The 26598-nt window shown below is 73.2% G+C and carries 24 protein-coding genes; 13 read left to right on the top strand and 11 right to left on the bottom strand.

Going from position 1 to position 26598, the window contains the following annotated elements; genetic code table 11:
* Positions 1-6: 6 nt before the first annotated feature.
* The 6 genes from AB0N90_RS32525 to AB0N90_RS32500 all read right to left on the bottom strand — a co-directional run bounded on the left by AB0N90_RS32525 (position 7) and on the right by AB0N90_RS32500 (position 6543).
* Positions 7-1398 (bottom strand): aldehyde dehydrogenase family protein, encoded by a 1392-nt coding sequence (locus AB0N90_RS32525; protein WP_365202597.1) that lies wholly within the window; start codon positions 1396-1398, stop codon positions 7-9.
* A gap of 87 nt (positions 1399-1485) precedes the next feature.
* Entirely contained in the window at positions 1486-2121 is a 636-nt protein-coding gene (locus AB0N90_RS32520) for a class F sortase (RefSeq protein WP_361681286.1), read from the bottom strand.
* The gene (locus AB0N90_RS32515; protein ID WP_365202595.1) at positions 2108-2767 is read right to left on the bottom strand and encodes a hypothetical protein; all 660 of its coding nucleotides are present in this window, start codon (positions 2765-2767) and stop codon (positions 2108-2110) included. Before AB0N90_RS32515 ends, AB0N90_RS32520 begins: the two co-directional genes overlap by 14 nt.
* A gap of 137 nt (positions 2768-2904) precedes the next feature.
* On the bottom strand, positions 2905-5151 hold the full coding sequence (locus tag AB0N90_RS32510; protein ID WP_365202594.1) for a molybdopterin oxidoreductase family protein: 2247 nt from the start codon (positions 5149-5151) through the stop codon (positions 2905-2907).
* A 94-nt stretch (positions 5152-5245) separates the two neighbouring features.
* Positions 5246-5863, bottom strand: coding sequence for a TetR/AcrR family transcriptional regulator (locus AB0N90_RS32505; protein WP_361681295.1), 618 nt, complete (start codon positions 5861-5863; stop codon positions 5246-5248).
* A gap of 65 nt (positions 5864-5928) precedes the next feature.
* Positions 5929-6543 (bottom strand): hypothetical protein, encoded by a 615-nt coding sequence (locus tag AB0N90_RS32500; RefSeq protein WP_365202592.1) that lies wholly within the window; start codon positions 6541-6543, stop codon positions 5929-5931.
* Between the two features lie 174 nt (positions 6544-6717).
* Here AB0N90_RS32500 and hmgA point away from each other — a divergent pair, with 174 nt between their 5' ends.
* Genes hmgA through AB0N90_RS32485 form a run of 3 tightly spaced genes read left to right on the top strand, consistent with a single transcriptional unit; the run spans position 6718 to position 10006 of the window.
* Complete coding sequence (gene hmgA, locus AB0N90_RS32495; protein ID WP_365202591.1) at positions 6718-8028, top strand: homogentisate 1,2-dioxygenase; 1311 nt, start codon at positions 6718-6720, stop codon at positions 8026-8028.
* Between the two features lie 44 nt (positions 8029-8072).
* Positions 8073-8822 carry a GntR family transcriptional regulator gene (locus AB0N90_RS32490; RefSeq protein ID WP_361681303.1) on the top strand — a complete coding sequence of 250 codons (750 nt, stop codon included), beginning with the start codon at positions 8073-8075 and terminating at the stop codon, positions 8820-8822.
* Between the two features lie 26 nt (positions 8823-8848).
* Positions 8849-10006, top strand: a complete 1158-nt coding sequence (locus AB0N90_RS32485; RefSeq protein WP_365202589.1) for a type ISP restriction/modification enzyme — start codon at positions 8849-8851, stop codon at positions 10004-10006.
* Positions 10007-10015: 9 nt separating this feature from the next.
* Here the strand turns inward: AB0N90_RS32485 and AB0N90_RS32480 are convergent, their stop codons facing one another.
* On the bottom strand, positions 10016-10720 hold the full coding sequence (locus AB0N90_RS32480) for a TetR/AcrR family transcriptional regulator C-terminal domain-containing protein (protein ID WP_361681309.1): 705 nt from the start codon (positions 10718-10720) through the stop codon (positions 10016-10018).
* Between the two features lie 61 nt (positions 10721-10781).
* Here AB0N90_RS32480 and AB0N90_RS32475 point away from each other — a divergent pair, with 61 nt between their 5' ends.
* Genes AB0N90_RS32475 through AB0N90_RS32465 form a run of 3 tightly spaced genes read left to right on the top strand, consistent with a single transcriptional unit; the run spans position 10782 to position 13827 of the window.
* A complete protein-coding gene (locus AB0N90_RS32475; RefSeq protein WP_365202587.1) occupies positions 10782-11771 on the top strand; it encodes an ATP-binding cassette domain-containing protein in 990 nt (329 codons plus the stop codon).
* Complete coding sequence (locus AB0N90_RS32470; RefSeq protein WP_365202586.1) at positions 11768-12547, top strand: ABC transporter permease; 780 nt, start codon at positions 11768-11770, stop codon at positions 12545-12547. The genes AB0N90_RS32475 and AB0N90_RS32470 overlap by 4 nt, the downstream gene beginning before the upstream one ends.
* 47 nt (positions 12548-12594) lie before the next feature.
* The gene (locus tag AB0N90_RS32465) at positions 12595-13827 is read left to right on the top strand and encodes a CaiB/BaiF CoA-transferase family protein (RefSeq protein ID WP_365202585.1); all 1233 of its coding nucleotides are present in this window, start codon (positions 12595-12597) and stop codon (positions 13825-13827) included.
* Positions 13828-13940: 113 nt separating this feature from the next.
* Here AB0N90_RS32465 and AB0N90_RS32460 read toward each other — a convergent pair whose 3' ends face one another.
* Together AB0N90_RS32460 and AB0N90_RS32455 are read right to left on the bottom strand one after the other, a co-directional pair.
* Positions 13941-14210 (bottom strand): hypothetical protein, encoded by a 270-nt coding sequence (locus tag AB0N90_RS32460; protein WP_361681321.1) that lies wholly within the window; start codon positions 14208-14210, stop codon positions 13941-13943.
* Positions 14211-14816: 606 nt separating this feature from the next.
* Entirely contained in the window at positions 14817-15620 is an 804-nt protein-coding gene (locus AB0N90_RS32455; protein ID WP_365202584.1) for an SGNH/GDSL hydrolase family protein, read from the bottom strand.
* A 274-nt stretch (positions 15621-15894) separates the two neighbouring features.
* Here AB0N90_RS32455 and AB0N90_RS32450 point away from each other — a divergent pair, with 274 nt between their 5' ends.
* The 5 genes from AB0N90_RS32450 (at position 15895) to AB0N90_RS32430 (ending at position 22785) form a co-directional block, all read left to right on the top strand.
* Positions 15895-16269 carry a hypothetical protein gene (locus AB0N90_RS32450; protein WP_365202582.1) on the top strand — a complete coding sequence of 125 codons (375 nt, stop codon included), beginning with the start codon at positions 15895-15897 and terminating at the stop codon, positions 16267-16269.
* A 389-nt stretch (positions 16270-16658) separates the two neighbouring features.
* Entirely contained in the window at positions 16659-17480 is an 822-nt protein-coding gene (locus AB0N90_RS32445) for a glycosyltransferase family 2 protein (protein ID WP_365202581.1), read from the top strand.
* The gene (locus AB0N90_RS32440) at positions 17477-18469 is read left to right on the top strand and encodes a glycosyltransferase family 2 protein (RefSeq protein WP_365202580.1); all 993 of its coding nucleotides are present in this window, start codon (positions 17477-17479) and stop codon (positions 18467-18469) included. Before AB0N90_RS32445 ends, AB0N90_RS32440 begins: the two co-directional genes overlap by 4 nt.
* Complete coding sequence (locus tag AB0N90_RS32435; RefSeq protein WP_365202578.1) at positions 18462-19271, top strand: polysaccharide deacetylase family protein; 810 nt, start codon at positions 18462-18464, stop codon at positions 19269-19271. The genes AB0N90_RS32440 and AB0N90_RS32435 overlap by 8 nt, the downstream gene beginning before the upstream one ends.
* A complete protein-coding gene (locus AB0N90_RS32430; protein WP_365202576.1) occupies positions 19264-22785 on the top strand; it encodes a lipopolysaccharide biosynthesis protein in 3522 nt (1173 codons plus the stop codon). The genes AB0N90_RS32435 and AB0N90_RS32430 overlap by 8 nt, the downstream gene beginning before the upstream one ends.
* A 3-nt stretch (positions 22786-22788) precedes the next feature.
* Here AB0N90_RS32430 and AB0N90_RS32425 read toward each other — a convergent pair whose 3' ends face one another.
* Positions 22789-24174: a xylan 1,4-beta-xylosidase gene (locus AB0N90_RS32425; RefSeq protein ID WP_365202575.1), complete on the bottom strand. Its 1386-nt coding sequence runs from the start codon at positions 24172-24174 to the stop codon at positions 22789-22791.
* 119 nt (positions 24175-24293) lie between these two features.
* Between AB0N90_RS32425 and AB0N90_RS32420 the strand changes: the two genes are divergently transcribed.
* Both AB0N90_RS32420 and AB0N90_RS32415 read left to right on the top strand, forming a co-directional pair.
* Entirely contained in the window at positions 24294-25388 is a 1095-nt protein-coding gene (locus AB0N90_RS32420; protein WP_086808147.1) for a DUF5925 domain-containing protein, read from the top strand.
* Positions 25389-25403: 15 nt separating this feature from the next.
* Positions 25404-26174, top strand: coding sequence for a DUF72 domain-containing protein (locus tag AB0N90_RS32415; protein ID WP_365202573.1), 771 nt, complete (start codon positions 25404-25406; stop codon positions 26172-26174).
* A 33-nt stretch (positions 26175-26207) separates the two neighbouring features.
* On the opposite strand, the gene AB0N90_RS32410 is transcribed toward AB0N90_RS32415, so the two are convergent.
* Positions 26208-26576 (bottom strand): GntR family transcriptional regulator, encoded by a 369-nt coding sequence (locus AB0N90_RS32410; protein ID WP_365202572.1) that lies wholly within the window; start codon positions 26574-26576, stop codon positions 26208-26210.
* Between the last annotated feature and the right edge of the window lie 22 nt (positions 26577-26598).

Genomic DNA, 26598 nt, shown 5'->3' with positions numbered 1-26598 from the left:
CTCCCTCTAGAACTGGAAGGACTTGGTCTGGAGGTACTCGTCGAGGCCGTGGCCGCCGAGTTCCCGGCCGACCCCGGACTGCTTGTAGCCGCCGAACGGCGCGCGCGGGTTGAAGCGGCCGCCGTTGATGTCGACCTGCCCGGTGTCCATGCGCCGGGCGAAGGCCACCGCCTCCTCCTCGTCGCCGGCCCAGACCGCGCCGGCCAGGCCGTACACCGTGCCGTTGGCGATGCGCAGGGCGTCGTCCTCGTCGTCGTAGGCGAGGATCGACAGGACCGGGCCGAAGATCTCCTCCTGGGCGATGGTCATCCCCGGTGTGACATCGGCGAAGACGGTCGGGCTGACGAAGTAGCCCTGCTCGCGCGGCGCTTCGGGGCCGCCCGCGACCAGGCGGGCGCCCTCCGCGACACCCTTCTCGATGTAACCGCGCACCCGAGCCTGCTGCTTGGCGTTGACCAGTGGCCCGATGCGGTCGCCGTACTTGGCGGCGGCGGCCGCGGCCAGTTCGACGGCCTCCTCGTACCGGTCGCGGTGGACCAGCATCCGGGTCCAGGCGCTGCACGTCTGCCCGGAGTTGGACATCACATTGGCGACGCCGACATGGACCGCCTTGGCGAGGTCGGCGCTCGGCAGGATCACATTGGCGGACTTGCCGCCGAGTTCGAGGGCGACCCGCTTCACGGCCCCGCCGGCCAGCGCGCCGATGCGGCGGCCGACCGCGGTGGAGCCGGTGAAGGAGACGAGGTCCACGTCCGGGTGCTCGGCCAGCGCCTGCCCGGCGACCGGTCCGAGCCCGGTGACGAGGTTGAACACGCCCGCCGGGACGCCCGCCTCGTGCACCGCCTCGGCGAACAGCTGGGCGGTGAGCGGGGTGTCCTCGGCGGGCTTGAGGACGACCGTGCAGCCGGCGGCGAGCGCCGGGGCGGCCTTGGCGACGATCTGGTGCAGCGGGTAGTTCCAGGGGGTGATCGCGCCGACCACGCCGACCGGCTCGTGCAGGACGGTGGAGTTGCCGACCTTCTCCTCGAAGGGGCGGCTCGCGGCGAGTTCGGCGTAGCTGCCGGCGACCGCGATGGGCAGGCCCGCGTGCACGGCCTCCGAGAAGGCGGGCGGGGAGCCGAGTTCGGCGGTGACCGTCTCGGCGATCTCGTCCTTGCGGGCCGCCAGCGCGTCCCGCAGCGCGGTCAGCCGGGCCGCGCGCTCGGCGGGCGGGGTGGCCGCCCAGCCGGGCAGGGCGGCGCGGGCCGCGCGCACGGCGGCGTCCACGTCGTCCGGGCCGGCGGCCGGGACCCGGGCGATGACCTGCTCGTCGGCCGGGTTCACGACCTCGATCACATCGTCCGGGCGAGCGGCGGGGCGCCAGCCGCCGTCGATGTACAGACCGTCGTGTGCCTTCATGCTGCTTCCTCCCGGCGGATGCGCGTCGTCCGCCCCACAAACTAGCGGCGATAGTTTTCCGGCGCCAGACGCTCTCGCCGAGCTGACTCACCTGGTCGCGGTGAGATGGGCGAAGACCACCACATTGCTGCTGTACCCGGTGCGCCTGCTGTACAGGCCCCCGCAGGTGAGCACGCGCAGCTCCGGGCGGCGGGCGCGGCCGTACACCTCCTTGTCGGGGAAGCCGGACTTGTCGAAGACCTGCACCCGGTCCACGGTGTAGACGGCGGTACGGCCGTCCGCGCGCCGCGCCTCGATCGCCTTGCCGGGCTTGACCATCGGGAGCGCGGCGAACACCGCGGGCCCGGAGGGGGTGTCGCGGTGGCCGACGGCGATCGCGGTGCCCGCCTCGCCGGGGGTGGCGCCGCCCTCGTACCAGCCGGCGGCCTTGGGCCGGTCGAACGGTGGCGTCTCCAGCTGCCGGTCCCTGCCGAGCCGTACGCCGACGATCCGGGCGTCGATGCCGAGGGAGGGGATGCGCAGGGAGGTGGGCCGGGACCGGGGCAGCGGGCGGACCGAGCCCGCGCCCGCCCCGGCGGCGACGGTCTCCGTGTGGTCCGGCGGGCCGTCGTCCCCGCACCGGTTGACGAGCGTCACCAGGACGGCCGTGAGGGCGGCCGTCCTGGCGAGGCGAAAGGCGCGGGTCCGGTACCAGGGCCTGCGTCGGCGCCTACGCGGCGCCATGGGGGCGACGGCGGTTGCGCCGGACGTACGCGGCCCCGCCGACCGCGATCAGGCCCACCGCCGCGGCGGCGCCCACCGGGGAGTACGCGGCCGCGGTGTCGACGAGGCCGCCGCCACCGGCGTGCACCCCGCCCTGCGGGCCGCTGTGGTCGCCGCTCTGGCCCCAGCTGGTGTCGTTGTGCTCCTGCTGGTGGTCGTCGATCTGGCCGGGCGCGCCCTGGTTGCCGTTCTCCCGGCAGTTGACCCGGAAGACCTTCTCCTTGAGGGCCCCGGCCACGGTCCAGGTGACCCGGTACTGGCCGTCCGCGAGCCCCAGCGGGTCGGTGTGCCCGGCGCCCCCGGCGAGCTGGATGGTGCCGGTGACGGTGGCGGAGGTGGGCAGCGGGGGCTGCGGGGTGATGGTGTAGGCGATGACGGGCAGGATGTCGAAGTTGACGGCGTCCAGGTAGAACCGGCAGACCGTGGGGTCGTCCTTCGAGACGCCGAAGGGCGTGCCGACCCGGTGGACTCTGATGTCGCCGTTCTCCCCTTGGGCCATGGCGGTCGGTGCCGCCACCCACGACGCACCCGCCGCGGCGAGAGCGGTCAGGACGACGGTGGCGCCGGCGCGGGTACCGGCGGTGCGTGGGAATGTCCGGGTGGGCATGCGCATTTCCTCCGAGTCAGACGATTTTCATACAAATCGATCTCGTCTGGACTCTGCCCAATGCGCACGACACCCGGCGGCATCGCGGCCCGGCGCGCCGTCAGATATCCCCCTGGCGGAGCAATATGACAATATGACTAACTCGGCTCACTAGGGAGCACCGCGGCCAGCTCCACGGGAATGCCGTTGAGGACCGCGTTGCCCGACAGCGGGTCGAGCAGGCTCCCGTCGAGGAGTTGGTTGACGTTGACGCCCGGCGTGGTGGCGGCGTGGCCGAGCCGGGTGCCGGGGCGGCCGTGGCCCCAGCCGTGCGGCAGGCTGACCACGCCGGGGCGTACCGCGTCGGTGACCTCGGCCGGGGCCACCACCTCTCCCCCGGCGCCCTTGACCCGCACCCGCGCACCGTCCAGGACACCGAGCCGGTCCGCGTCCTTCGGGTGCAGTTGCAGGGTGCAGCGGTTGGAGCCGCCGGTGAGGGCGGGCAGGTTGTGCAGCCAGCTGTTGTTGGAGCGCAGATGGCGGCGGCCGACGAGGACGAGCCCGGCGGGGCGTTCGTCGCGGGCGGCGCGCAGCCGGGGCAGATCGGCGGCGAGCGGCGGCGGCAGCAACTCCACTTTGCCGCTGCGGGTCTTGAGGGGGCCGGGCAGGCGCGAGCGCAGCGGGCCGAGGTCGATGCCGTGCGGGTGGGCGAGCAGCGCGGCCAGGGTCAGGCCGTCCGCCCTGGCGCCGAAGCCGTCGCCGTAGGGGCCGAGGCGCAGCATCAGGTCGAGCCGGCGCTCGGGGCCGGACTCGCCGGTGAGCTGTCCGGCCAGTTCGCCCGGATCGCGGCCGTGCACCGCCGAGTCGGGGTCCCGTACGGCCCTGGCCAGGGCCTGCTCGACGGCCAGGGCGTCCACGGCGCCGGGGTCGGCGCCGTGCCTGCCGGTGGCCGCGAGGGTGAGCCGGGCGAGGATCTCGCTCTCGGCCATCCGGCCGGGCTCCAGCAAGAGCGCGGGGCGGTGGTAGCGGACCTGGTTGCGCACGGCGAAGGTGTTGAACACGAAGTCGTGGTGCGGGCTCTGGGAGGGCGGCGGCGGGGGCAGCACGACCTGGGCGTGGCGCGAGGTCTCGTTGAGGTACGGGTCGACGCTCACCATGAAGTCGAGGGAGCCGAGGGCCTTGTCCAGGCGGTCGCCGTCGGGCGCGGAGAGCACCGGGTTGGCGGCCACGACGATCAGTGCCCGGATCGGCTCGCCCTCCTCGGTCGCGGTGTCGATCTCCTCGGCGAGCGCGGCGAGCGGCAACTCGCCCTTGGTTTCCGGGAGTCGCCGTACCCGCGAGTGCCAGCGGCCCAGCTCGAAGCCGTGGCCGGGGCCCGCCGGGCGGGGGGCCCTGGCGGTGGCGGCCAGCGGGAACAGGGCGCCGCCGGGGCGGTCCAGATTGCCGGTGAGGATGTTCAGGACGTCGACCAGCCAGCTGGCGAGGGTGCCGTGCGGGACGGTGCAGCTGCCGATGCGGGCGTAGACGGCGGCGGTCGGGGCGGCGGCGAGTTCCCGGGCGAGGGCGCGGATGACGTCCGCCTCGACATCGCAGGCGGGGGCGACGGACTCGGGGGTGAAGTCGGCGAGCGCCGCGCGGAGTTCGGCGACGCCCTCGACATGCGGGGCGAGGCCGGCGAGGTCGACCAGGTCCTCCGCGAACAGCGTCCGGGCCATCGCGGCGAGCAGCAGGGCGTCGGCGCCGGGCCGTATCGCCACATGCCGGTCGGCGAGCCGGGCGGTGCGGGTGCGGCGCGGGTCGACCACGGTCAGCCGTCCGCCGCGCGCCTTGAGCGCCTTGAGGCGGCCCGGGAAGTCGGGGGCGGTGCACAGACTGCCGTTCGAATCAAGGGGGTTGGCGCCGATGAGCAGCAGATGGTCGGTGCGGTCCAGATCCGGTACGGCGATGGCGTGGGCGTCGCCGAACAGCAGTCCGGCGGCGACGTGCTTGGGCATCTGGTCGACCGTGGACGCGGTGAACAGGCTCCGGGTGCGCAGGGCGCCGAGCAGCAGCGGCGGGTAGAGGGCCCCGGCCATGGTGTGCGCGTTGGGGTTGCCGAGGACCACACCGACGGCGTCCGGGCCGTACCGCTCCACCACGGGGCGCAGCCCGGCCGCGACCGCGTCGAACGCCTCCTCCCAACTCGCCTCGCGCAGCCGCCCGTTGTCCCGCACCAGCGGGGTGCGCAGCCGGTCGGGGTCGGCGTCGAGGGCTCCGAAGGCGGCGCCCTTGGGGCAGAGGAAGCCCTTGCTGAAGACGTCCTCGGCATCGCCGCGGGCGCCGGTGACCCGGGTGCCCTCGATGGTGAGGGTCAGTCCGCAGGTGGCCTCGCACAGCGGGCAGACACGCGGGGCGGTGCGGGGCACGGGTCCTCCCGGAGGGGTCGGCGGCGCGGGAGCGCGGGCACACCGGGAGCCTACCGACCGGTTGGCATGTCGGGCAGCCCCCGTGGCCGGCCGGTCAGTCCAGGAGGCGTCCCAGGTAGGCACGCAGCAGTTCCCGGGTCTCGCGGATGATCGCCTCGTCGCCCTCCGGATCGAGCCGGAAGGCCAGTTGGACCAGGGTGTCCGCGCTCTCCACGGCGACCAGGAAGGCCCGCCGCAGCTCCTCGTCGGGGGTGCGGCCGATATAGCCGGCGAGCAGTTCGGAGAGCCGGTCGGCGACCCGGCTGTTGGGCTCCGCCTGGCGGGCGCCGACCGGGATCTGGTTGCCGAAGTCGACCAGGGAGAAGCCGGGCGCGGTGCGCTTCATCGCCAGGTACTCGTCCAGGACGGCGTCCATCGCGGCCCGCCAGTCCCCTTCCGCCGCCCGCTCCAGACGCCCGATGACATGCTCGATGTACAGCTCCAGGTTGCGCTGCGCGAGGGCGTCGGCCATCTGCCGTTTGTTGCCGAAGAAGCGGTAGACCGAGCCGATGGGCACACCGGCGCGCACCGCGACGGCCCGGGTGCTCAGTTCGTCGTAGCCCACCTCGTCGAGGAGTTCGGCGCAGGCGTCGAGGATCCTGGTCAGCCGTTCGGCGCTGCGCCGCTGGACGGGGGCGCGGCGGAGCGAGGTCGCGTGGGGCACGGGCTTCATGATGCCTTTCCGCCGGGGTCCGGTGAACCTGGTCCCAGGGTACGAAAGACGCGTGCGCGAACCCCTCAGCCGTTTGCCGGGTGGTCGGCGCTCGCGGGCGTGGGCCCCGGCGGCCGGGTGTCCGACACCGTTATGTCGGCGGTGCTCTGCACCGGCTTGCCGTGTACGGCCCACACCGTGCCGTCGTCGGCGTACAGGCGGGCGGTGACATGGTGGGTGCCGTGCGGGAGGAGCCGGCCGGGCAGCCGGTACCGGGGCGCGTACAGCCGGGCGATGCGGCGGCCGTCCACGAAGAGGCAGGCGGGCCCGCGTCCGGTGACCGCGGTCGGGCGCGCGCCGGGCGTGGAGACCCGGAAGTGGCGGAAGGTCAGCCGCACGTCCCAGCCGTCGGCGGAGTCCGGGGTGATCTCGACGCCGACCGCGGGGGCGTCCTTGCCGCCGACCTCGCGCAGATGGCGGCCGCTGTCGTCGGTGTCGTCGAGGACCTTGCCGACGGGCGAGGGCGAGTCCGCGCCGGCCGTGCCCGTGCCCGGGGCCCCGCCCGGAGCGGTGCCCGTGCCGCCGTGCGCGGTGCCGCAGCCGGCCGCGCCGAGGGGCAGCAGAAGGCACACCGCGAGCACGGCCAGGCGTCCCCGGGTCTCCTTCGTCCACGACCTCGTCCACGACTTCGTCCACGACATGCCCGGGAGCGTAGAACACGGGGGCGGGCGCGGGAATCCGCCTGAAGTCGGGTTCCTGACCTACCCCGGAGGGAGGAGGCCCCGCCCTCTTGCGCCGAGCCCCGCTGATTCCTACGGTGTCCCATAGGAATGAATGGACGCAGTCGACAAGCGCAGAGGAGCGTGGGGGCGACCATGAGCGGGGACGCGCGCAAGAGGGCCGAGGGACTGTCGTATCTGACCGGGTTCGGCAATGAGCATGCCTCGGAGGCGGTGCCGGGCGCCCTGCCCGAGGGCCGCAACGCGCCGCAGCGCGCGCCGCTCGGCCTCTACGCGGAGCAGCTCAGCGGCGCGGCCTTCACCGAGCCGCGGGCGCACAACCGCCGCTCGTGGCTGTACCGGATCCGTCCGTCGGCCGCGCATCCGCGGTTCACCCGGACGGCCAACGGCTCGATCCGTACGGCACCCTTCACCGAGGCCGTGCCCGACCCGAACCGGCTGCGCTGGAACCCGCTGCCCGAACCGGCCGCGGGCACCGACTTCCTCGCGGGCCTGTGGACGCTCGGCGGCAACGGCGACGCGACCCAGCGGGCGGGCATGGCCGTACACCTGTACCACGCCAACGCCTCGATGGAGCGCGTCTTCTCGGACGCGGACGGCGAGCTGCTGATCGTCCCGGAGCGCGGCGGGCTGCTGCTGCACACCGAGTTCGGGCGGCTGCATGTGGAGCCCGCGCACATGGCGCTGATCCCGCGCGGGGTGCGGTTCCGGGTGGAGCTGCTCGACGCGTCGGCCCGCGGCTATGTGTGCGAGAACTACGGGGCGCCGTTCCGGCTGCCCGACCTCGGCCCGATCGGCGCCAACGGCCTCGCCAACGCACGGGACTTCCGTGCGCCGGTCGCCGCGTACGAGGACACCGAGGGCCCGGTGGAGGTGGTCAACAAGTTCTGCGGCAACCTCTGGACCGCCGTGTACGACCACTCGCCGCTCGACGTGGTCGCCTGGCACGGCAACCATGTGCCGTACGTCTACGACCTGCGCCGCTTCAATGTGCTCGGCTCGATCTCCTACGACCACCCCGACCCCTCCATCTTCACCGTCCTGACCTCGCCCTCGGACACCCCGGGCCTGGCCGGTGTCGACTTCGTGGTCTTCGCGCCGCGCTGGCTGGTGGGCGAGGACACCTTCCGGCCGCCGTACTTCCACCGGAACGTGATGAGCGAGTACATGGGCCTGATCGAGGGCGCCTACGACGCGAAGGCGGAGGGCTTCGTGCCGGGCGGCGGCTCGCTGCACAACATGATGTCGGCGCACGGCCCGGACCGGGAGACGTTCGACAGGGCGAGCGCGGCCGAGCTGAAGCCGCAGAAGATCGACGACGGCCTCGCCTTCATGTTCGAGACCCGCTGGCCGCTGACGCTCACCCCGGACGCGGCCGACGCCGGCCATCTCCAGCGGGCGTACGACGACGTCTGGCAGGGCCTGACGCGCAACTTCCGTATCTGACACCTCTGTTGCGCCCGTTGTTCCCGACCGGTACGGATATCAGCGTGACCTCATTCGCCCCTGACTCGATCGTCCTGAACCGCAAGCTGCCGCTCTGGTACCAGGTGTCGCAGTCGCTGCGCGCCTCGATACTGGGCCGCTCGCCCGCGGACCCACTGCGCCTGCCCACCGAGGAGCGCCTGGCGGAGCACTACGGGGTGAGCGTGCTGACCATGCGGCAGGCGCTGAAGGAACTGGAGGACGAGGGGCTGATCAGCCGGCACCGGCGGCGCGGCACGTTCATCGAGCCCGATGCGCGGCGCGGCGCCCCGGTGCGGCTGCTGGGCTCGGTGGACGCGATCGTGGCCCAGCAGTCCGGGATGCGCACGGAGTTGCTGGCGCACGGGCCCGCGCCGGTGCCGGGCGGGCTGACGGACTGCTTCCCGGGGCTGACCGAGGTGGCGACGTACCACAGGCTGCGCTTCGACGAGAAGACCGGCGAGCCGACCAACCACGCCGTCAACCACGTACGCCCCGAACTGGCCGAGCGGATCGATGTGGACGATCTGGTCCGCTGGCCGATGACGAAGGTGCTGCGGGACGTCGTCAAGGCGGACATCAGCCGGATCACGGACACGGTGGAGGCCCGGCTCGCCGACCCGGAGACCGCCCGCCTCCTCCAGGTCCCGCTGCTCAGCCCGATCCTGCACTACACCGGCATCACCTATGACACCGAGGGCCGGGTGCTGGACGTGGCGGTGATCCACTACCGGGGCGACCGCTTCTCCTTCACGGTGACCTTGGACGCCACCTGACCCGCCGGGCGCCCTCGGCCCGTACGATGCCCAGCGTGCCGTACGACGACGACGCTCCGCTGCTGGCGGACCTCATGCCGTGGTCCGTCGCACCGCCGCGGCCGGGCCGCGCCTGGCCGACGGCCCCCGATCCGGCCTGTCTGAGAGCCCGCTGGGACGCCCTGCTGAAGGCGGAACTCCCGGACCGCGAGGCCCTGTTCGAGCCGAGCAGGGCCCGCACCCTGCACTCGGCCGTGGGCCAGCTGCCGGGCCGGAGGTGCGGCACCGAGCGCCTGGCGCGCGCCGAGGGGCCGTGCGCGGAGCCGGTACGGGTGCTGGCGGCGCCCTTCGACGAGCAGTGGCTGATCCCGGACCACCGGCTGCTCGACGCGGCCCGCCCGGAGCTGTGGCGGGTGGCGGACGAACGGCAGGTCTTCCTGGTGGAGACGCCCGACGAGCACCACCCGCTGCTGGCCACAGGGCTGCTGCCGACCCTGCGCAGCGGACGGATCCGGCCCCTGTACCGCCGCCCGGCCGCCGCGGACCCCAATCTGGCGCCCGGTCTCCTGGACCATCTCACGGCCCGTCTGGGCGTCGAGGTCACCCCGCTCGATCTGGCGGCCTGGTTCCTGGCCGCGGCCCGCCCCGACCGCACGGTCCCGCTGACCGACGACGCGGAACTCTGGTCGTCCGGCGTGGCGTCGGGCCGCCGGCTGCTCTGGCTGCTGCGCCGCGACGGCGACCGCCCCAAGCTCCCCGGTGGCCGCCGCCCCTACGTCCGCGCCCCGCTGCCGCCCCGCCCGGCCGTCCTCCGGTACGACGCCGAGGAGGAGGCACTGCACCTGGACGAGGGCCGGGTCTCCCCCGTCCCCGCCGCGGCCTGGGAGTACGAGCTGAACGGGGTCCGGGTCCTGGAGTCCTGGTTCGCCTCCCGCACGGCACCCGGCGCCCCCGGCACGCTGGAGGCGATCCGCCCCACCACCTGGCTCCAGACCTGGACCTCGGAACTGCTGGAGCTGATCACGGTGCTGGCGCTCCTGGCCGAAGTGCGCGCGCTGAAGGCCGACTTGACGATCCCCTCGACGATCACGGCGACGGACCTGCGCCACTCCGCCGTCCTCCCGCCCCCGCACTCCGCCCGCCTCCCCGCCTCCGTCCTGGACCACCCCGAGGAGGGCCCGGAGGGCCAGTTCGCGCTGCTGTGACGGACGGGGTCAGGCGTACGCGTCGAGGATCCTCCGCAGCGCCCGCTCGAAGACGGCCTCCAGGTCGATCGGACCCGGGTCCTCCGCGAACGCCGCCGCCATCCTCGGGTACTCCCCGGACGCCACCTGCCGTGCCAGATACGCGCCGCGCACCGCGTTCTCCTCGTCCTGCGACCACGGCAGCGCCCGTACCCGCTCGGCGGTGTCCAGCTCATTGCGCACGTACGTCGTCACCACGCCGTTGAGCATGGCGATGAGTTCGAGCTTCTCGCCGTAGCGGGCCGCCAGCGGGTCCAGGCAGGCCAGGCAGTGCTCCAGATAGCGCAGGGTGTGCGGGCTGAATCCGTAGGCCGGTGACATGAGGCGCGGCATCCACGGATGCCGGTGCATCAGCGCGCGCGACTCGTGCGCCACCCGCGTCAGATCCGCCCGCCAGTTGCCGCTCGGCGGCCACAGCGCGTGCTCCGCGCCGACCGCGTCCATCATCAGCTCGTACAGGTCCTCCTTGCGCGGCACGTAGTTGTACAGCGACATCGTCCCGCACCCCAGCTCCGCCGCGACCTGCCGCATCGACACCGCGTCGAGCCCGCGCGCGTCGGCGATCCGCACGGCGGCGGCCGCGATGTCGTCACGGGTGTACGCCGGTCTCGGCCCCCGTCCGGTGCGCTCGGGGCGCGCCCAGATCACCTCGGGTACGGCCCCTCGGACTGCCATGTCATCACCTCGCCCACCATCCTAGTTACGTACGCCGTACGTAGTGCGCTATGGTCGACCCATGCCAACTACGTACGCTGTACTTAGTGAAGGTCTGGAGAAGCGCTTCGGCGCGGTCCCCGCCCTGCGCGGGCTCGATCTGGCGGTGGCCCGGGGCACGGTCTGCGGACTGCTGGGACCCAACGGCGCCGGAAAGACCACCGCCGTACGCCTGTTGACCACGCTGCTGCGGCCGGACGCCGGCTCCGCGCGGATCGCCGGGCACGATCTGGTCCGGGAGGCCGCCGCCGTCCGGAACCTGATCTCGGTCACCGGGCAGTACGCCTCCGTCGACGGCGATCTGACCGGCCGCGAGAACCTGCGGCTGTTCGCCCGGCTGCACCGGGTCCAGAACCCGGCCGCGCGCGCCGACGAACTGCTGGAGCGCTTCGGTCTCACGGAGGCCGCAGGCCGCAGGGCCGCCACCTACTCGGGCGGCATGCGGCGCCGCCTCGACCTCGCCGCGAGCCTCGTGCGCCGCCCGGAGGTGCTGTTCCTGGACGAGCCGACCACCGGCCTCGACCCGGCGGCCCGCGGCTGCATCTGGCAGGCGGTACAGGATCTCACCGCGGACGGTACGACCGTACTGCTGACCACGCAGTATCTGGAGGAGGCCGACCAACTCGCCGACGACATCGCCCTGATGGACCGGGGCCGGATCGCCCACAGCGGCTCACCCGCCGAACTCAAGGCGCTCATCGGGTCGTACGCCGAGGCCGTGGTCACCCACCCGGACGCGCTCGGCGCGGCGGCCGCCGTGCTCGACCGGCTCACCGGCCGCGCACCGGTCCTCGACCGCGAGCGCGCCGCCGTCGGCGTCCTCACCACCGACCCGACGCTGACCCTGCCCCGCCTGGTGCGCGAACTCGACGCGGCGGGCGTCCCGTTGCTGGACGCGAGCCTGCGCCCGCCGACCCTGGACGACGTCTTCCTGCGGCTCACCGGAACCGCGGCCACGTCCCGGACCGAAGCCGGCCCCCTCGCCGACCCCATGAAGGAGCAGGCCGCATGAGCGCGCTGGCGTACGACGGACTCGCCATGACGGGGCGGCAGTTGCGCCGGGTGCGCAACAGTCCGGGCCTGGCGGTCCTGACCCAGCTGATGCCGGTCAACATGCTCCTGTTCTTCGGCTATGTCTTCGGCAGCGCGCTGGCGATGCCCGGCCGGGAGTACCGCGCCTTCCTGGTGCCGGGGCTGCTGGTCGCGACCGCGGCGGGCGGGCTGATGACCGGGATGTTCCAGGCCGCCGCGGACACCCACCGGGGCGTCATGGACCGGTTCCGGGCGCTGCCGGTGAGCCGGGCCGCCGTACCCCTGGGACAGGCCGTCGCGGACCTCGTGGTCACCGCCGTCGGCACGGTGCCGCTGCTGCTGGTGGGGCTCGCGGTGGGCTGGCGGATCGAGGGGTCGGTGCCCGACGTCATGGGCGCGGTGGGGCTGTTGCTGCTCTTCCGGTTCGCCTGCACCTGCGTCGGCATCCAGCTGGGCCTGCTCACCCGCAGCGAGGACGCGGCCGGGCAGCTCGGCGCCTCCTCCTTCGTGCTGCCGCTGCTGTCGAACGCCTACATCCCGACCGGCAATCTGCCCGGCTGGCTGCGGACGATCGCCGAGTGGAACCCGATCAGCGCGGTGACCACCGCCCTGCGGGAGCTGTTCGGCAACGCGCCCGTGCCGCGCGGCGCCGCCTGGCCGGTGGCCCATCCGGTCGCCGGGTCGCTCGCCTGGAGCCTCGCCCTGATCGCGGTGTTCCTGCCGCTCGCGGTGCGCCGGTACCGCCGCGGCGAGTGACATACGCGGTACTGACAGACCCGCCCGAGGGGGAGATCATCCACCCCATGGAGCACCTCGCGGATCATCCCCCGGCACATCACTCGGCACCCCAACCGCTCCCCCTGGAGGGCGTCACCGTCGTCGCCGTCGAACAGGCCGTGGCGGCGCCCTTCGCGACCCGACAGCTCGCCGATCTGGGGGCCCGGGTCATCAAGGTGGAGCGGGTGGACGGGGGTGACTTCGCGCGGGGCTACGACACCGCGGCGGGCGGGCTCGCCTCGCACTTCGTGTGGTGCAACCGCGGCAAGGAGTCCCTCGCCCTGGACCTGAAGGACCCGCGCGGCCGGGAGGTCGTACGGCGGCTGGTCGCGGACGCGGACGTGTTCGTGCAGAACCTGGCGCACGGGGCCGCGGCCCGGCTCGGCCTGGACGCGGCCACCCTGTGCGCGGCCCATCCGCGGCTGATCGCGGTGGACATCTCGGGGTACGGCCCCCATGGCCCGTACGCGGGCAAGCGGGCCTACGACATGCTGGTGCAGTGCGAGACGGGACTGGTGTCGGTCACCGGGACGCCGGAGCGGCCGGTGAAGGCGGGGATCCCGGCGGCGGACATCGCGGCGGCCATGTACGCCTTCTCGGGGGTGCTGGCGGCGCTGGTGCGCCGGGGCGTCACCGGGCGCGGCGGCCCGGTGGAGGTGTCGCTGCTGGACTCGCTCGCGGAGTGGATGGGGCATCCGCTGCACCACACGATGCACGACGGCGAGCCCCCGGCGCGCACCGGCCTCGCGCATCCCGTCATCGCGCCCTACGACGCCTATCCGACGGCGGACGGCGGCCAGGTGCTTCTGTCGGTGCAGAACGACCGGGAGTGGCGGCGCCTTGCCGAACAGATCCTGGAACGACCGGAGTTGGGGACGGACCCGGTGTTCGCGACGAACGCGGCGCGGGTCGCGCACCGGGCGGAGACGGACGCGGCGGTGGCCGGGGCGCTCGGCGCGCTGGAGACCGACGAGGCGCTGGCGCGGCTGGAGCGGGCGGGGCTCGCCTGCGCCCGGCTGCGGGATCCGCGCGAGCTGGCGGAGCATCCGCAACTGGCGGCCCGGGACCGATGGCGTCAGGTGGGTTCGCCGGTGGGGCCGTTGCGGGCACTGCTGCCGCCGCTCACGCTGCCGGGCGGGGGCGAGGCGCGGATGGGCGATGTGCCCGCGCTCGGACAGCACACCGGGGCGCTGCTGCGTGCCGTGGGAATGACGGACGACGAGATCGCAGCGCTGCGCCGGGACGGTGTGGCGGCCTGAGCGCGGGCCCTGGACGGGTCCAGGACCGTAGTTCGCCCAGTGAGCGCCGGAGGGGCGCTCAAGGGGATCAGTGGCCGGATCGGGGCCGGATCAGTGGCCGGTCGAGGACCGGACTAGTGGCCGCCGAACAGCGAACGACGCAGTCGGCGCAGGGGCGCGAAGAGGGAGACCCGGCGGACCCGCGCGCCCCGGTCGCTGTGCGTGCGCCGGGTGTCCCGGGCCGTCAGCTCCCGCATCAGCGAGGTCGCCTCGATGGTCTTCTGCTGCGGTATGGCGGGACCGCCCAGCACCGCCAGATGCCGGTCGAGGCGCGAGCTGGTCGCGCTGCTCCCGCAGGTGATCGCAGGGACCCTGGCCCTGCTGCGCACTGTTATCTGTTCCATGTCACTCCCCACCCGTACGAGTCCACCCGGCCCCGGGCAGAGTAACCCTATCTCCCCACCGGGGCACTCGTGTATCGCGCCTTCAGGATTCACCTTCCCCGTAAGGCGGTTGACCATCCCAAGCCGACTACTCTCCGAATCCGACCGGTTTCAGGGCGAGTTGGACAATGGGCTGGCCGACGGCTCGTGCCGGTGCGCCGGTCCGGGGCGGCCGTCACGGCGCGTGACGCCCATCGGGCGCCGGCCCCCTCGTGATCAAGGGCGCGCCGCCCCCGCGGAGCCCCAGGGTGACGACGGGTCCCGGCGGCGGCCCGGCGACGGTCGCTCCGGCGCCGCGACCGCGACCGCCCGCACCGGTCGCGGCGCGGGCGGAGGAGGCGATGCGGAGGCGGCCGGGAACGTGGTCCATCTCACGCGCCCGGCCGTCCGGTCGGCGGAGGCCCCATCGGCCAGAGTCCCCGCCGCCGCGGTGGGCGATCCCGCCGGGTGCACACGGCGGGCTCACCCGGGAGGTACCAGGTGTTACGTCGACGCCGCGGGCCGGTCGGTGAGTTCACCCTGACGGGCGGGCCCAGTGGTGCGCCGTGGAATGCTCACCCGTTCGGGTCAGCCGGCCGCGTTGGTGAGGGCCGGCAGGTAGCCGCCGGACTGACCGTCGGCGGTGGGGTGGTACGACTCGGTGAGGTCCAGCACATTGAGGCTGTGGAGCCAGGAGCTGCTGGAGCAGATCTCGTGGCTGGAGAAGGCGCTGCGGACGTCACCGAAGGCGAAGCCGTGGGCGGAGACACGGGACTGGATGGTGCTGTCCAGGGTGTCGGCGGCACCGTTTATGGCCGACCGCTTCGTGTCGGACAGCCCCAGGCAGACCTGGCCGAGCAGGTAGAAGCGCGGGTAACCGACCACGACCACACGGGCGTTGGGCGCCTTGGAGTGGATCGCGTTGTAGACGGTGTCGAGCTTTCCGGGCAGCGTGTTGGTGATGTAGGACTTCGCGCTGGCGATGGCGGACAGACAGGTGCTGTCGGAGTTCAGCACGCACGTCTGCATGACGTCCGCGAACCCGGCGTCGTTGCCGCCGATGCTGATGGACACCAGCGAGGTGGAGGAGTTGAGCGAGCCGAGCTGGTTGGCCATCACATCGTCCGTCGTGGCGCCCGAGCAGGCGTTGAAGGCGAAGGAGGCCGGCTTGTGCGCGGCGTTCCACAGGTAGGCCGCGGAGTTGGTGCTGCGGTCGCAGTCGCCGCTGGAGCTGATGTAGCTGCCGGCGCCGACGCCGGAGGCGTAGGAGTCGCCCAGCGCCACATAGCCACCGCTGTTGGATGCCGCCTGCGCCGACGCCGCCTGCGTGAAGCCGAGGCCGAGAGCAAGGAGGAGTGGAGCAACGAATCCGACAAGCCGGGAACGTCTCATGGTGTATCTCCCAGGTGAGCAGGAAGTCTGCGGCAACTTAAGTAGCAACTACGCGCGTTGACCGGAAGTGTTCATGCCAAGAATTTTTGACTCTCAATAAGACCGTCTTCAAATATTTACTGCTTATGTATTGCGCGTACATGTCAACTATGTTGACCGGGCCTCAGATGCCTGCTCCAGTGGGTTTTTCGGGGGGAGGGCGCCCTTGACGCCCCCCTCGGGCCTGCGCGACATTAAAGCCCGGCATCCGGCGCTCCGGGGGGCAAAGTCGCCAATGCGCACCTTACGGATCAACAGGGACCTGTCGCCGTTGCTCGCGGGCGCCGCGACCGCCGTCTCGACGGCCGGCGCGCTGCTCGCCCTCAGCGGTTCGAACTCCGCGCTGCGCGGCCCGTGCACCCTGCTCTTCCTGTTGCTCGCGCCGGCCGCCTCGCTCGCCGCCGCCCTGCGCGGTCTCGACCCCTTCGCCCGCGCCCTGTGCGCACTCGCGGGTGCGGTGGTCGTCGACATGCTGGTGGCCCAGGTGATGCTCGCGGCGCACCACTGGTCCGTCCGGGGCGGGGTGGCCGCCGTCGCCGTACTGAGCCCGGCCCTGCTGCTCCTTGTGCTCCTCCGGGATCGAATTCACGGTAAAAGCACACAAGACTGAGCAAGGTGAGTCACTGTTACGCAACGGACCAATCATGGGAAAGGTGAGGCACCGTCCAGGTCTTGCCTTTCGGGCTCAACCGTCAATACCGTCATACAGCTCAACCGCAGCGGTTCGCCGGTGCACGGTCCCTGGGGAGGGCCGGGCGCCATGGGGGCCGGTGCGGAGCGCGGTAGGGGGGTGCCGTGCTCGGTGACCGCGAGCGGTGACCGGGCCGGGCCGCGCGACCGGCCGCCATGCCCGTCCGGCGGCCCGGACAGCTTTGCCAAGCTCGTCCACGGGTACGGAGTTCCGCTCGCCGTGCCCTGGAGGAGAACCCCCCTTTCGAACCGGACCCTAAGCCGGGCCGCCCAGGGGCGGGCGGCCCACCGGACGAGAGGGAACCAACCATGAGTTCAGCGCTGCGCCCGCCGAGTCCGGGCCGCGAACCGCTGCTCGTCACGCACTACCGGCCCATCTCCTCGCACCTGGCGATCACTCCACCGGTGAGCGTCGTGATCCCCGCCATGAACGAGGCGAAGAACCTGCCCTACGTCTTCAAGAGCCTTCCCGACTGGGTCCACGAGGTCGTCCTCGTGGACGGCAACTCCACCGACGGCACCGTCGAGGTGGCCCGGTCCCTGTGGCCGCGCCTCAAGGTTGTCCCGCAGCGCGGCCGGGGCAAGGGCGACGCCCTGATCACCGGGTTCGAGGCGTGCACCGGCGACATCATCGTGATGGTCGACGCGGACGGCTCGGCGGACGGCGGGGAGATCATCGCCTACGTCTCCGCGCTGGTCTCCGGCGCCGACTTCGCCAAGGGCTCCCGCTTCGCCAACGGCGGCGGCACCGACGACATGACCTTCGTGCGCAAGCTCGGCAACTGGGCGCTGTGCACCGTCGTCAACCGCAAGTTCGGCGCCCGCTACACCGATCTGTGCTACGGCTACAACGCGTTCTGGCGGCACTGCCTCGACAAGATCGACCTCGACTGCACCGGCTTCGAGGTCGAGACGCTGATGAACATCAGAGTGGTCAAGGCGGGCCTGAGAGTGCAGGAGATCCCGAGCCACGAGTATCTGCGCATCCACGGCACCAGCAATCTGCGGGCGGTGCGCGACGGGCTGCGGGTGCTGCGGGTGATCCTGCGCGAGCGCTCCAACCGGCGGGCGCTGCGCCGCCGGGTGCGGCAGTCCCCGCTGCTCAAGGCCCGGCGGGGAGAGGCGTCTTGAGCGATCCCGGCATCTCCGTCGTGATCTGCGCCTACACCGAGGACCGCTGGGAGGACATCCGCGCGGCGGTCTCCTCGGTGCGCGCGCAGTCGTACCCGGCCCTGGAGACCCTCCTGGTCGTGGACCACAACCCGGCCCTCGGTCAGCGGCTGGAGCACGCGTACCGGACGGCCGAGGACGTGCGGGTGCTGCCCAACTCCGGCCCGCGGGGCCTGTCCTCGGGCCGCAACACCGGCATCGCCGCCGCCCGCGGCGAGGTGATCGCCTTCCTGGACGACGACGCACTGGCCGAACGGGACTGGCTGCGCCGCTTCGCCGAGGCGTACGCCGACCCCCGGGTGCTGGCGGTCGGCGGGCGCACCGAGCCGGTGTGGGCGTCCGGGAGGCGGCCCGCCTGGTTCCCGGAGGAGTTCGACTGGGTGGTGGGCTGCACCTACCGGGGCCTGCCGCCGGGCCGGGTGCGGGTGCGCAATGTGCTGGGCGGCAACGCCTCGTTCCGGCGTACGGCCTTCGAGGCGGCGGGCGGCTTCGCCACCGGCATCGGGCGCGACGGCGGCCACCGCCCGCTCGGCTGCGAGGAGACGGAGCTGTGCATCCGCCTCACCCGCGCCCGCCCCGACGGTGTGCTGCTCATCGACGACCGTGCGGTGATCCACCACCGGGTGCCACGGGCCCGGGAGAACTTCGCCTACTTCCGCACCCGCGCCTACGCCGAGGGCCTGTCCAAGGCGCTGGTGGCCCGCAGCGTCGGCGCGGCCAAGGGGCTGGAGTCCGAACGCCGTTACACCACGCGGGTGTTGCCCGCCGGGGTCGCCCGGGGACTGCGTGACGCCCTGCTCGGCCGGCCGGGCGGGGCGGGCCGCGCGGGTGCCATCGTCGCCGGGGTGCTCACGGCCGCGGGCGGGTTCGCGGTGGGGAGCCTGCGGGCGCGGCGGGGGTCGTACGCCACCGCCGGGACCGGCGAACGGACCGGGGGCCCGCATGAGTGACCAGCCGGTGCCCGTCCTCATGTACCACTCGGTCGCCACCGCGCCCAGCGCCGCCACCCGGACCCTGTCCGTCACACCGGACGCCTTCGCCGAACAGCTGTCCCTCATCGGGGAGTCGGGCAGCACACCCGTCACCGCCGCCGAGCTGGCGGCGCACTGGCGCGGCGGCCGGCCGCTGCCCGCGCGCCCGGTCCTGATCACCTTCGACGACGGCTACGAGGGCGTGCACCGGCACGCCCTGCCGCTGCTCGCCCGGCACGGCTTCCCGGCCACCCTGTTCGTCTCCACCGGCTGGCTGCGGGGCGCGTACGACACCGGGGGCGGCCTCGACACCATGCTCGACTGGCACCAGGTGCGCCGGCTCGCCGCCTCCGGCGTGGAGATCGGCGGGCACAGCCACACCCATCCGCAGCTGGACCAGCTGGACGAGACGGCGCTGGAAGCGGAGCTGGTCCGGTGCACGGAGATCCTCACCGGTGAACTCGGGGCGCGGCCACTGTCGTTCGCGTATCCCTACGGCTACTCCAGCCGCCGGGTGCGCCGGGCGGTGCGCGCGGCCGGGTACGCGCAGGCCCTCGCCGTCGGCAACGGGCTCGCCCGCCGCGCCCAGGGGCCGTACGCGCTGCGCCGGGTCACGGTGCGCCGCCGTACGGACGCCGAGGAGTTCACGCGGCTGCTGCGGGGCCAGGGCATCGGCCGTGCGTTCGCCCGGGACCGGGCCCTCACCCGGGGGTACGCGCTGGTGCGCGGGGCGCGGCGGATCGGCCCGGCGCTCCGGAAGGCCGGTCGGGCCGGTGACTGACACGACCACCGCGCCCGGCCCAAAGGCGGCGAAGGCGCCCGGCGCCGCCCGCGCCCCGGGCGGGGGTCCGCTGCTGCGCAACGCGTACGCGCTGATGCTCAACACCGGGATCTCCGCCGTGCTGGGCCTCGGCTTCTGGCTGGCCGCGGCGCACTACTACTCCGATGCCGCGGTCGGCCGGGGCTCGGCCGCCATCGCCGCGATGAAGCTGCTCGCCGGGCTCACCGCGGTGACCCTGACCGGCGCGCTGGCCCGGTTCATCCCGGTGTCCGGGAAGCGCACCGGACGCTTCATCTTCCGTACGTACGCGGGCAGTTCACTGATCGTCGCGCTGGCCGCCGGGGTCTTCCTGGGCACGCTGGACGCCTGGGGGCCGTCGTACCGCTTTCTGCACGGTCTGCTCCCCGGCCTCGGCTTCGTTACGGCCGTGGTCGCCTGGAACCTGCTCACCCTCCAGGACGGGGTGCTGACCGGGCTGCGCAGCGCGCCCTGGGTGCCGGTGGGCAACACGGTGTTCTCGGCGGTGAAGCTGGTGCTGCTCGCCGCGTTCGCCGTGGCCGTGCCTGCCACCGGTGTCTTCGTGTCCTGGGTGGCCGCGATCGCCACCTCCGTGGTGCCGCTGGGCTGGCTGGTGTTCCGGCGTCTGGTGCCCCGCCATGTCGCGGCGACCGCCGGGCGGCCGGGGCCGCCGGCCGCGCGGGAGGTCGGGCGGTTCCTGGCCGGGGACTACACCGGCTCCCTGTTCTCGCTCGCCGTGGTCTATCTGGTGCCGGTGATCATCGCCGCGCAGGTCAGCTCCGCGGAGAACGCGTACTTCTACATCACCACCACCATCGGCGGCACCTGCAATCTGCTCGCCGTCAACATGGGCGCGTCCCTCACCGTCGAGGGCTCGCACGACCCGGAGCGGCTGGCCGCCAACGCCCGCGCGGCGCTGTGGCGCATGGCCCGGATCATGCTGCCGATCAGCGCCGCGTTGTTCCTCGGCGCGCCCTGGATCCTCGGCGTCTTCGGCGCGGGCTACGCGGACGCGGCGACCGGGCTGCTGCGCCTGTTCGCCGTCGGCACCCTGCTCCGGGTCGTCATGGAGACCTACTTCGCCGTCCTGCGCGCCCAGAGCCGCACCGCCGGACTCGCCTGGCTGCAGGGCCTGTTGTGCGTCCTGGTCCTCGGGCTCACCCTGCTGCTCCTGCCCCGGATGGGGCTCACGGGCGCGGGGGTCGCCGAGATCTCCAGCCTGACCGTGATCGTCTCGATCGCCGCGCCGCGGTTGTGGCGGACGGTGCGGGCGGGACCGGTGTCCGGGTCCGCGCGGGGGGCCGGGGGCGTGCCGGACGCGGTGGCGCCGGACGGGGATCTGGCCGATCTGGGGCTGCGGGAGGAGGAGCCGGTACGACGCCGGGTGCCGGCGTGGGCACGCGCGCGGGCCGCCGAGGAGGCCGTACCCCCTGCGGAGCCGGAGCCGGAGCCGGAGCCGGGGCCCGCGCCGGGCTCCTCACCGGACCCCGCTCCCCCCGCCCGCCACCTGCGCTCCCCTCTCCTCCTCGTCCCCCTCCTGGTCGCCGCCCTCCTCCTCTACTGGCTCCCCGCCCTGCGTCTCGGGGAGGGTGATCTGGACCGGATGGGCGGCCTGGGCCTGGTCTCGGTGCTGCCGTGGCCCACGCTCCTCGGCGCGGCGCTGCTGGTCGTGGTGTTCGCCGGGCTGCTGTGGCAACGCCGGGAGCACCGGGCCCTGTTGCTGGTGACGCTGCTCGTCACGGTCGTGTCGCTGCACGCGCTGCCGGCCGTGATCGAGACCGAGCCGCGGTTCGCGACGGCCTGGCAGCATCTGGGCTTCCTGGACTACATCGACCGCACCGGCTCCGCCGTCCCGGACCTGGACGCCCGCTGGAGCTGGCCCGGTTTCTTCGCGGTGGCCGCGTTCGCCGGCCGGGCCTGCGGGGTCACCGACTTCACCGAGGTCATCCGCTGGTGGCCGACGGCGATCCAACTCGCCTATCTGGCACCGATGTTGCTGCTGGTCCGGTCGATGCGCGCGGACTGGCGGGCGAAGTGGACCGGCGTCTGGCTGTTCGTGCTGTGCGGCTGGGTCGGCCAGGACTACTTCTCCCCGCAGGGCTTCACCTTCCTGCTGTATCTGCTCTTCACAGCGATCCTGCTGGTCTGGTTCCGCCCGCCCCGGGCGCTGACGGCACGGCTGCGCCCGGGCGAGGCGGAACCTCCGCCGCTCGACCGGCGCGGGCGGACCGTGCTCCTGCTGCTGTTGCTGGGCCTGTACGCCGCGACCGTGCCCGCGCACCAGCTGACCCCGTTCGTGATGCTGGGCGTCCTTACGGCCCTCGTCCTGCTGCGCCGCTGCGAGCTGCGCGGACTGCCCCTGCTGTGCGCGGTGCTCGTCGCCTGCTGGCTCGGCTTCATGGCGGAGCCGTACTGGTCCGGGCACTTCGACGATCTCTTCGGCGGCATCGGCGGGATCGGCGGCAATGTCTCCACCTCCGTCTCCGGCCGTATCCAGGGCGGCGATCCGACCCACAAGCTGGTCCTGTACACCCGGGTACTGCTGGCCGCCGCCGTACTGGCCCTGGCGTGCGGGGGATGGTGGCGCCGGCGTCTGCACCGGTACCGCGAACGGTCCCTGCCGGTCCTCGCCTTCGTGCCGTTCCTGGGCTTCGGCATGCAGTCGTACGGCGGTGAGATGGCGCTGCGCGTCTTCATGTTCGCGGTGCCGGGCGCGGCCCTGCTCGGCGCCCTCGCCCTCTTTCCCCGTCCCACGGGTTCGCGGCGGCCGGTCCTCGCCCTCGGGGCCGCGCTGCTCGCCGGGCTGCTGCTGATGGGCGGCTTCCTGGTGGCCCGGTGGGGCAACGAGCCCTTCGAGCGCACCCGGCCCGGCGAGGTCGCGGCGATGAACTGGGTGTACGCCCATGACCGGCCGACCGTACGGCTGTTGTGGCTGAGCGATGACCCGGTGAACGATGTGACGCCGTCGCTGCCGTGGGGCGCCAAGGACATGGAGCGGGTCGACTACGTCCCGACGCTCGCGCCGACCGACCCCGCCCGGGTGTCCGGGCTGGTCGAGGCGCTCAAGGACGCGGGGCCGCAGTCGTATCTCATGGTGAACGAGAGCCAGGTGACATATTTGCGGCTGGACTCGGGCTATCCGGCGGCCTGGGGTTCCCGGCTCACCCGGAGCCTGGACGCCCGGCCGGAGCTGACGAAGGTCCTGGTCAATGACGATGTCTCGGTGTACGCCCTGCGCGCGCGGCCCCCGGGCGCCGTGCCCGAGCCGCGCCCCGGGCCGATCGGGCCCCGGGTGACCTGGACGCCCTGGTCGGTGGTCGGGGCGCTGGCCGCCGTCGTCCTGATGCTGCTGCTGGCGGCGCGCGAGGTGGTGCGGGTGGCGGTGCGGCCGGGGGTGCGCCGAGTGCGGTGGCTCCAGGGCAGTCTCTGGTTCTCCCTGCCGCTGCTGGCGGTGGTGCTGGCGGTGCTGGTGCAGCGGTTCCTGACCCTGAAGTGAGGGTCAGCGGCCGAGCCACTTCACCTCGTACGGCCGCAGCGTGAGCCGGTCGCCGTCCACCCGCGTACCGATCGCGTGGTCGCGGGTGTTGACGACGAGGACGGTGCGGTCGCTCGCGAGGACGCGCAGGTCGGGCGCGGTGGCCGGGTCGACGGAAACCGTGCGCCGACGGGTGCCCGGCGGGAAGGCGGCGGCGAACCGGGACAGCAGGCCGTACATGGGCAGCGGCCGCCCTCCGTCGGCGCGGTCGGTGGGGGTCCACAGGCAGCCGGGGCAGGCGGTGCCGGTGCGCTTCTCCGGGTTCCAGTAGAAGCCGGAATCGGCGCCGCCCCTGACCAGGGCGATCATGCCGGTGGCCTGGACGGCGACCCGGTGCGGCTCGGACCAGCCGGCGTCGCCGTCGCCGGGCTCCACGTAGTACTCGGCCCACCACAGGGGAAGGTCATGGGTCTGCCGCCGTACCCAGGCGCTGACGGCGGTCAGTTTCTCCGTGGCGGTGAACTCGTCGGGCCGCGGATCGCCGCCGTTGGGGTAACTGGCGCCGTCGACGACGGTGAAGTCGGCACCCGTCTTGTGCGCGTTCCAGTAGGTGAAGGCGTCGAGCACCCGCTGGTCCATCGCGCCCCACTCGCCCCGCAGTTGGGGGGAGGCCTCGGGGTCGGTCGGGGCGACGCTGTCCATCGGCAGATAGGGCCCGCCGACCATGACGTCCTCGCCGGTCTTCTTCAGGGCGCGGTACACACGGTTGTACAGATCGGTGTACCCCTCGTAGTCCCAGCGGCCCGCGGCCTCGTCCCAGAAGCCCTTGAACTCGTTCCAGACGACGAAGTGCCGCACGTCCGGATAGCGCCGGGCCACGGTCGCGGCGAGGTCGGCGAAGTCCTGGTAGTGGGCGGGGGTGGGCGCGGTCTCCAGCGCCGACCGGCTCCAATCGGTGTGGTTCGCCCCGGACTTGCCGCCCTTCATCCAGTCGGGGGCGCAGCACAGGGTGATCACCGGGGTGCCGCCGGAGGCGCGGACGAAGGCGATCCGGCGGTCCAGGGCGGTGAAGTCGTAATGCCCCGGGGACGGTTCGGGATTGTCCGCGCCCCAGCCCATGATCGCCTGGTCCTGCGCCACCCCGCCGTCCGCCTTGAGGAGCCCCCGCACCCGGGCGGTGGCGGCGGGCGCGCCCTCGTCAGCGCTGAACTGGGTGTGGGTGAAGCCCCAGCCGACGTACGGCTTCGCGGTGCCGCGCGGCGCGGCCGAGGTGCCGGGCAGCCCGCCGGTCAGTCCCCCGGGCAGTCCGCCGGTCAGGCTCACCAGCAGGGCGAGCGCCGCCGCGATCCCCCCGAGCAGGGCGCCGAGCCGCCATCGCCGGTCAACCGATACCCACCCATGACGTGCCATCGAGGGCAACAGTATCGGCGCGGTCCGGGGCTTGGGCAGATCTCGAACAACCCCGGGACACCCGGGACAAGCGGTGGAAATGTCGTGCACGGAGGGCATCGGTGGCGGATCATGGCGGCATGCCTGCGAACCCGCACGACGCTCTGCCGATCCGGCTCCACGTCGACGATTCCGACTCGCCGTCCGACGTCGTCGACGCGCTGTTCCTCGGCCGTTTCGCGACGGGCGAGCAGCCGTACTCGCACGCGGTGAACATCGACCGCGTGCGCTCCGGCGCGACCCTGCTGCCCGAGGGCGCCCGGGTGCTCCGGGTCGCCCGGGACGACGACCGCAGCGCCACCCTCGCCGAGGGCGACGGCTGGACCCTGCTGGTCTCCCGCTGGAGCCGGGGCGCGGATGTCACCGTGACCGCGACCAGCGCCGAACTGGCCCAGGAGATCCTCGACAAGGCGACGGACGGCGCGGCCGACGAGCCCGAACCCCAGCCGGAGAACGTGACGATGGGGTTCTGGTACGTGTCCCCGCGCCGCGGCCCGCACCGCACCACCCGGCAGATCTCGGCCGGCACCTGGTCGGAGGTGCGCGCCAACTACACCGCGCCGGTCGCCGAGGCGATGGACCGGCTGATGAAGACCACCCCGGAGGACATCGCGGGCCGCCTCCTGCTGCTGCACGGCCCGCCGGGCACCGGCAAGACCTCGGCGCTGCGCACCCTGGCCCGTTCCTGGCGGGACTGGTGCCAGGTGGACTGCGTCCTCGATCCCGAGCGGCTCTTCTCCGACGTCGGCTATCTGATGGACATCGCGATCGGCGAGGAGGACGGCGCGGGCAAGGGCCGCTGGCGGCTGCTGCTCCTGGAGGACTGCGACGAGCTGATCCGCGGCGAGGCCCGGCACACCGCGGGCCAGGCGCTGTCCCGGCTGCTGAACCTCACCGACGGACTGCTCGGCCAGGGCCGCAATGTCCTGGTGGGCGTCACCACGAACGAGGACCTGGAGCGCCTGCACCCCGCCGTGGTCCGCCCCGGCCGCTGTCTGGCCCGTATCGAGGTGGGCCCGCTCACCCACGAGGAGTCGGTGCACTGGCTCGGCACGGAGGAGGGCGTCGGCCGCGAGGGCGCCACCCTGGCCGAGCTGTACGCGCTGCGCCGGGGCACCACGCCGACCTCGGTACCGGGGGCGCGCAACGGCGCGGACGCGGGGCTGTACCTGTAGTGCTTTCATGAAGACGTGACCCTGTTGGTCGGCACCTCCGGGTGGCAGTACAAGGACTGGCGGGACCGCGTCTATCCGGCCGGGGTCCCGGCGCGGCTGTGGCTGGAGGAGTACACCCGGCTGTTCGCCACGGTGGAGATCAACAACGCGTTCTACCGGCTGCCGTCGTACGACAATTTCGCCGCCTGGCGCTCCCGGGTGCCGCCGGATTTCGTGGTCGCGGTCAAGGCCAGCCGCTATCTGACCCACATCAGGCGGCTGAAGGACCCCGCCGAGCCGGTGCACCGGCTGCTGGCCCACGCGGCGGGCCTGCGCGACCGGCTCGGACCGGTGCTGCTCCAGCTCCCGCCCACGCTGCGCGCCGACCCGGCCCTGCTGGACGCCTGCCTGGCCTGCTTCCGGGCCGGTACGAGGGTCGCGGTGGAGCCCCGGCACGACTCCTGGTGGACGCCCGAGGTGCGCGAGGTCCTCGTCTCCCGCGGCGCGGCCCTGTGCTGGGCCGACGTCCTGTCCCGCCCGGTCACCCCGCTGTGGCGCACCACCGACTGGGGCTATGTCCGCTTCCACCAGGGCCGCGCCCAGCCCTGGCCGCACTACGGCCGGCGCGCCCTGGAGACCTGGGTGGACCGCGTCGCCACGGCCTTCCCCGACGGCGAGACCGTCCACGCCTACTTCAACAACGACCCGGGCGGCGCGGCGGTGACGGACGCGGTGACCTTCGGGAGGGCGGCGAGGAGGGCGGGCCTTACGGTGACGAGGTTCCCGCAACCGGCGGGACGGCACTGACGCGCCCCCGTCCACCCCCCGTCCACCCGCCGTCTACCCCCCGTAAGCCGCCCGCAGGGCGTCCCGCACCGCGGACAGCGCCTCCTCCTCCCCCAGCCCCAGCCGCCGCGCCCGGTCGGCGTACGCCTGCGCGGCCAGGGACGCCTCGCGCTGCGCGGCCGAGCCGGCGGCGGCCACATACGTGCCGAGGCGCCCACGCGTCTCGATCACCCCGTCGCCCTCCAGCGCCCGGTACGCCTTGGCCACCGTGTTCACCGCGAGCCCCAGGGACTCGGCCAGCCCCCGCACGGTCGGCAGCCGGTACCCCACGGGCAGCACCCCGGACCGTGCCTGCTCGGAAATCTGCGCCCGCACCTGCTCGTAGGGGGGCGCGCTGTCATCGATGCGGATCTTCAGGCTCACAGCCCGATTCTGACGCACCCGC

Source organism: Streptomyces sp. NPDC093018 (assembly GCF_040684035.1).
GTDB classification, from domain to species: Bacteria; Actinomycetota; Actinomycetes; order Streptomycetales; family Streptomycetaceae; genus Streptomyces; species Streptomyces murinus.
Note: the sequence above shows the minus strand (reverse complement) of the source record. Positions and strands in the feature narration are given on the sequence as shown.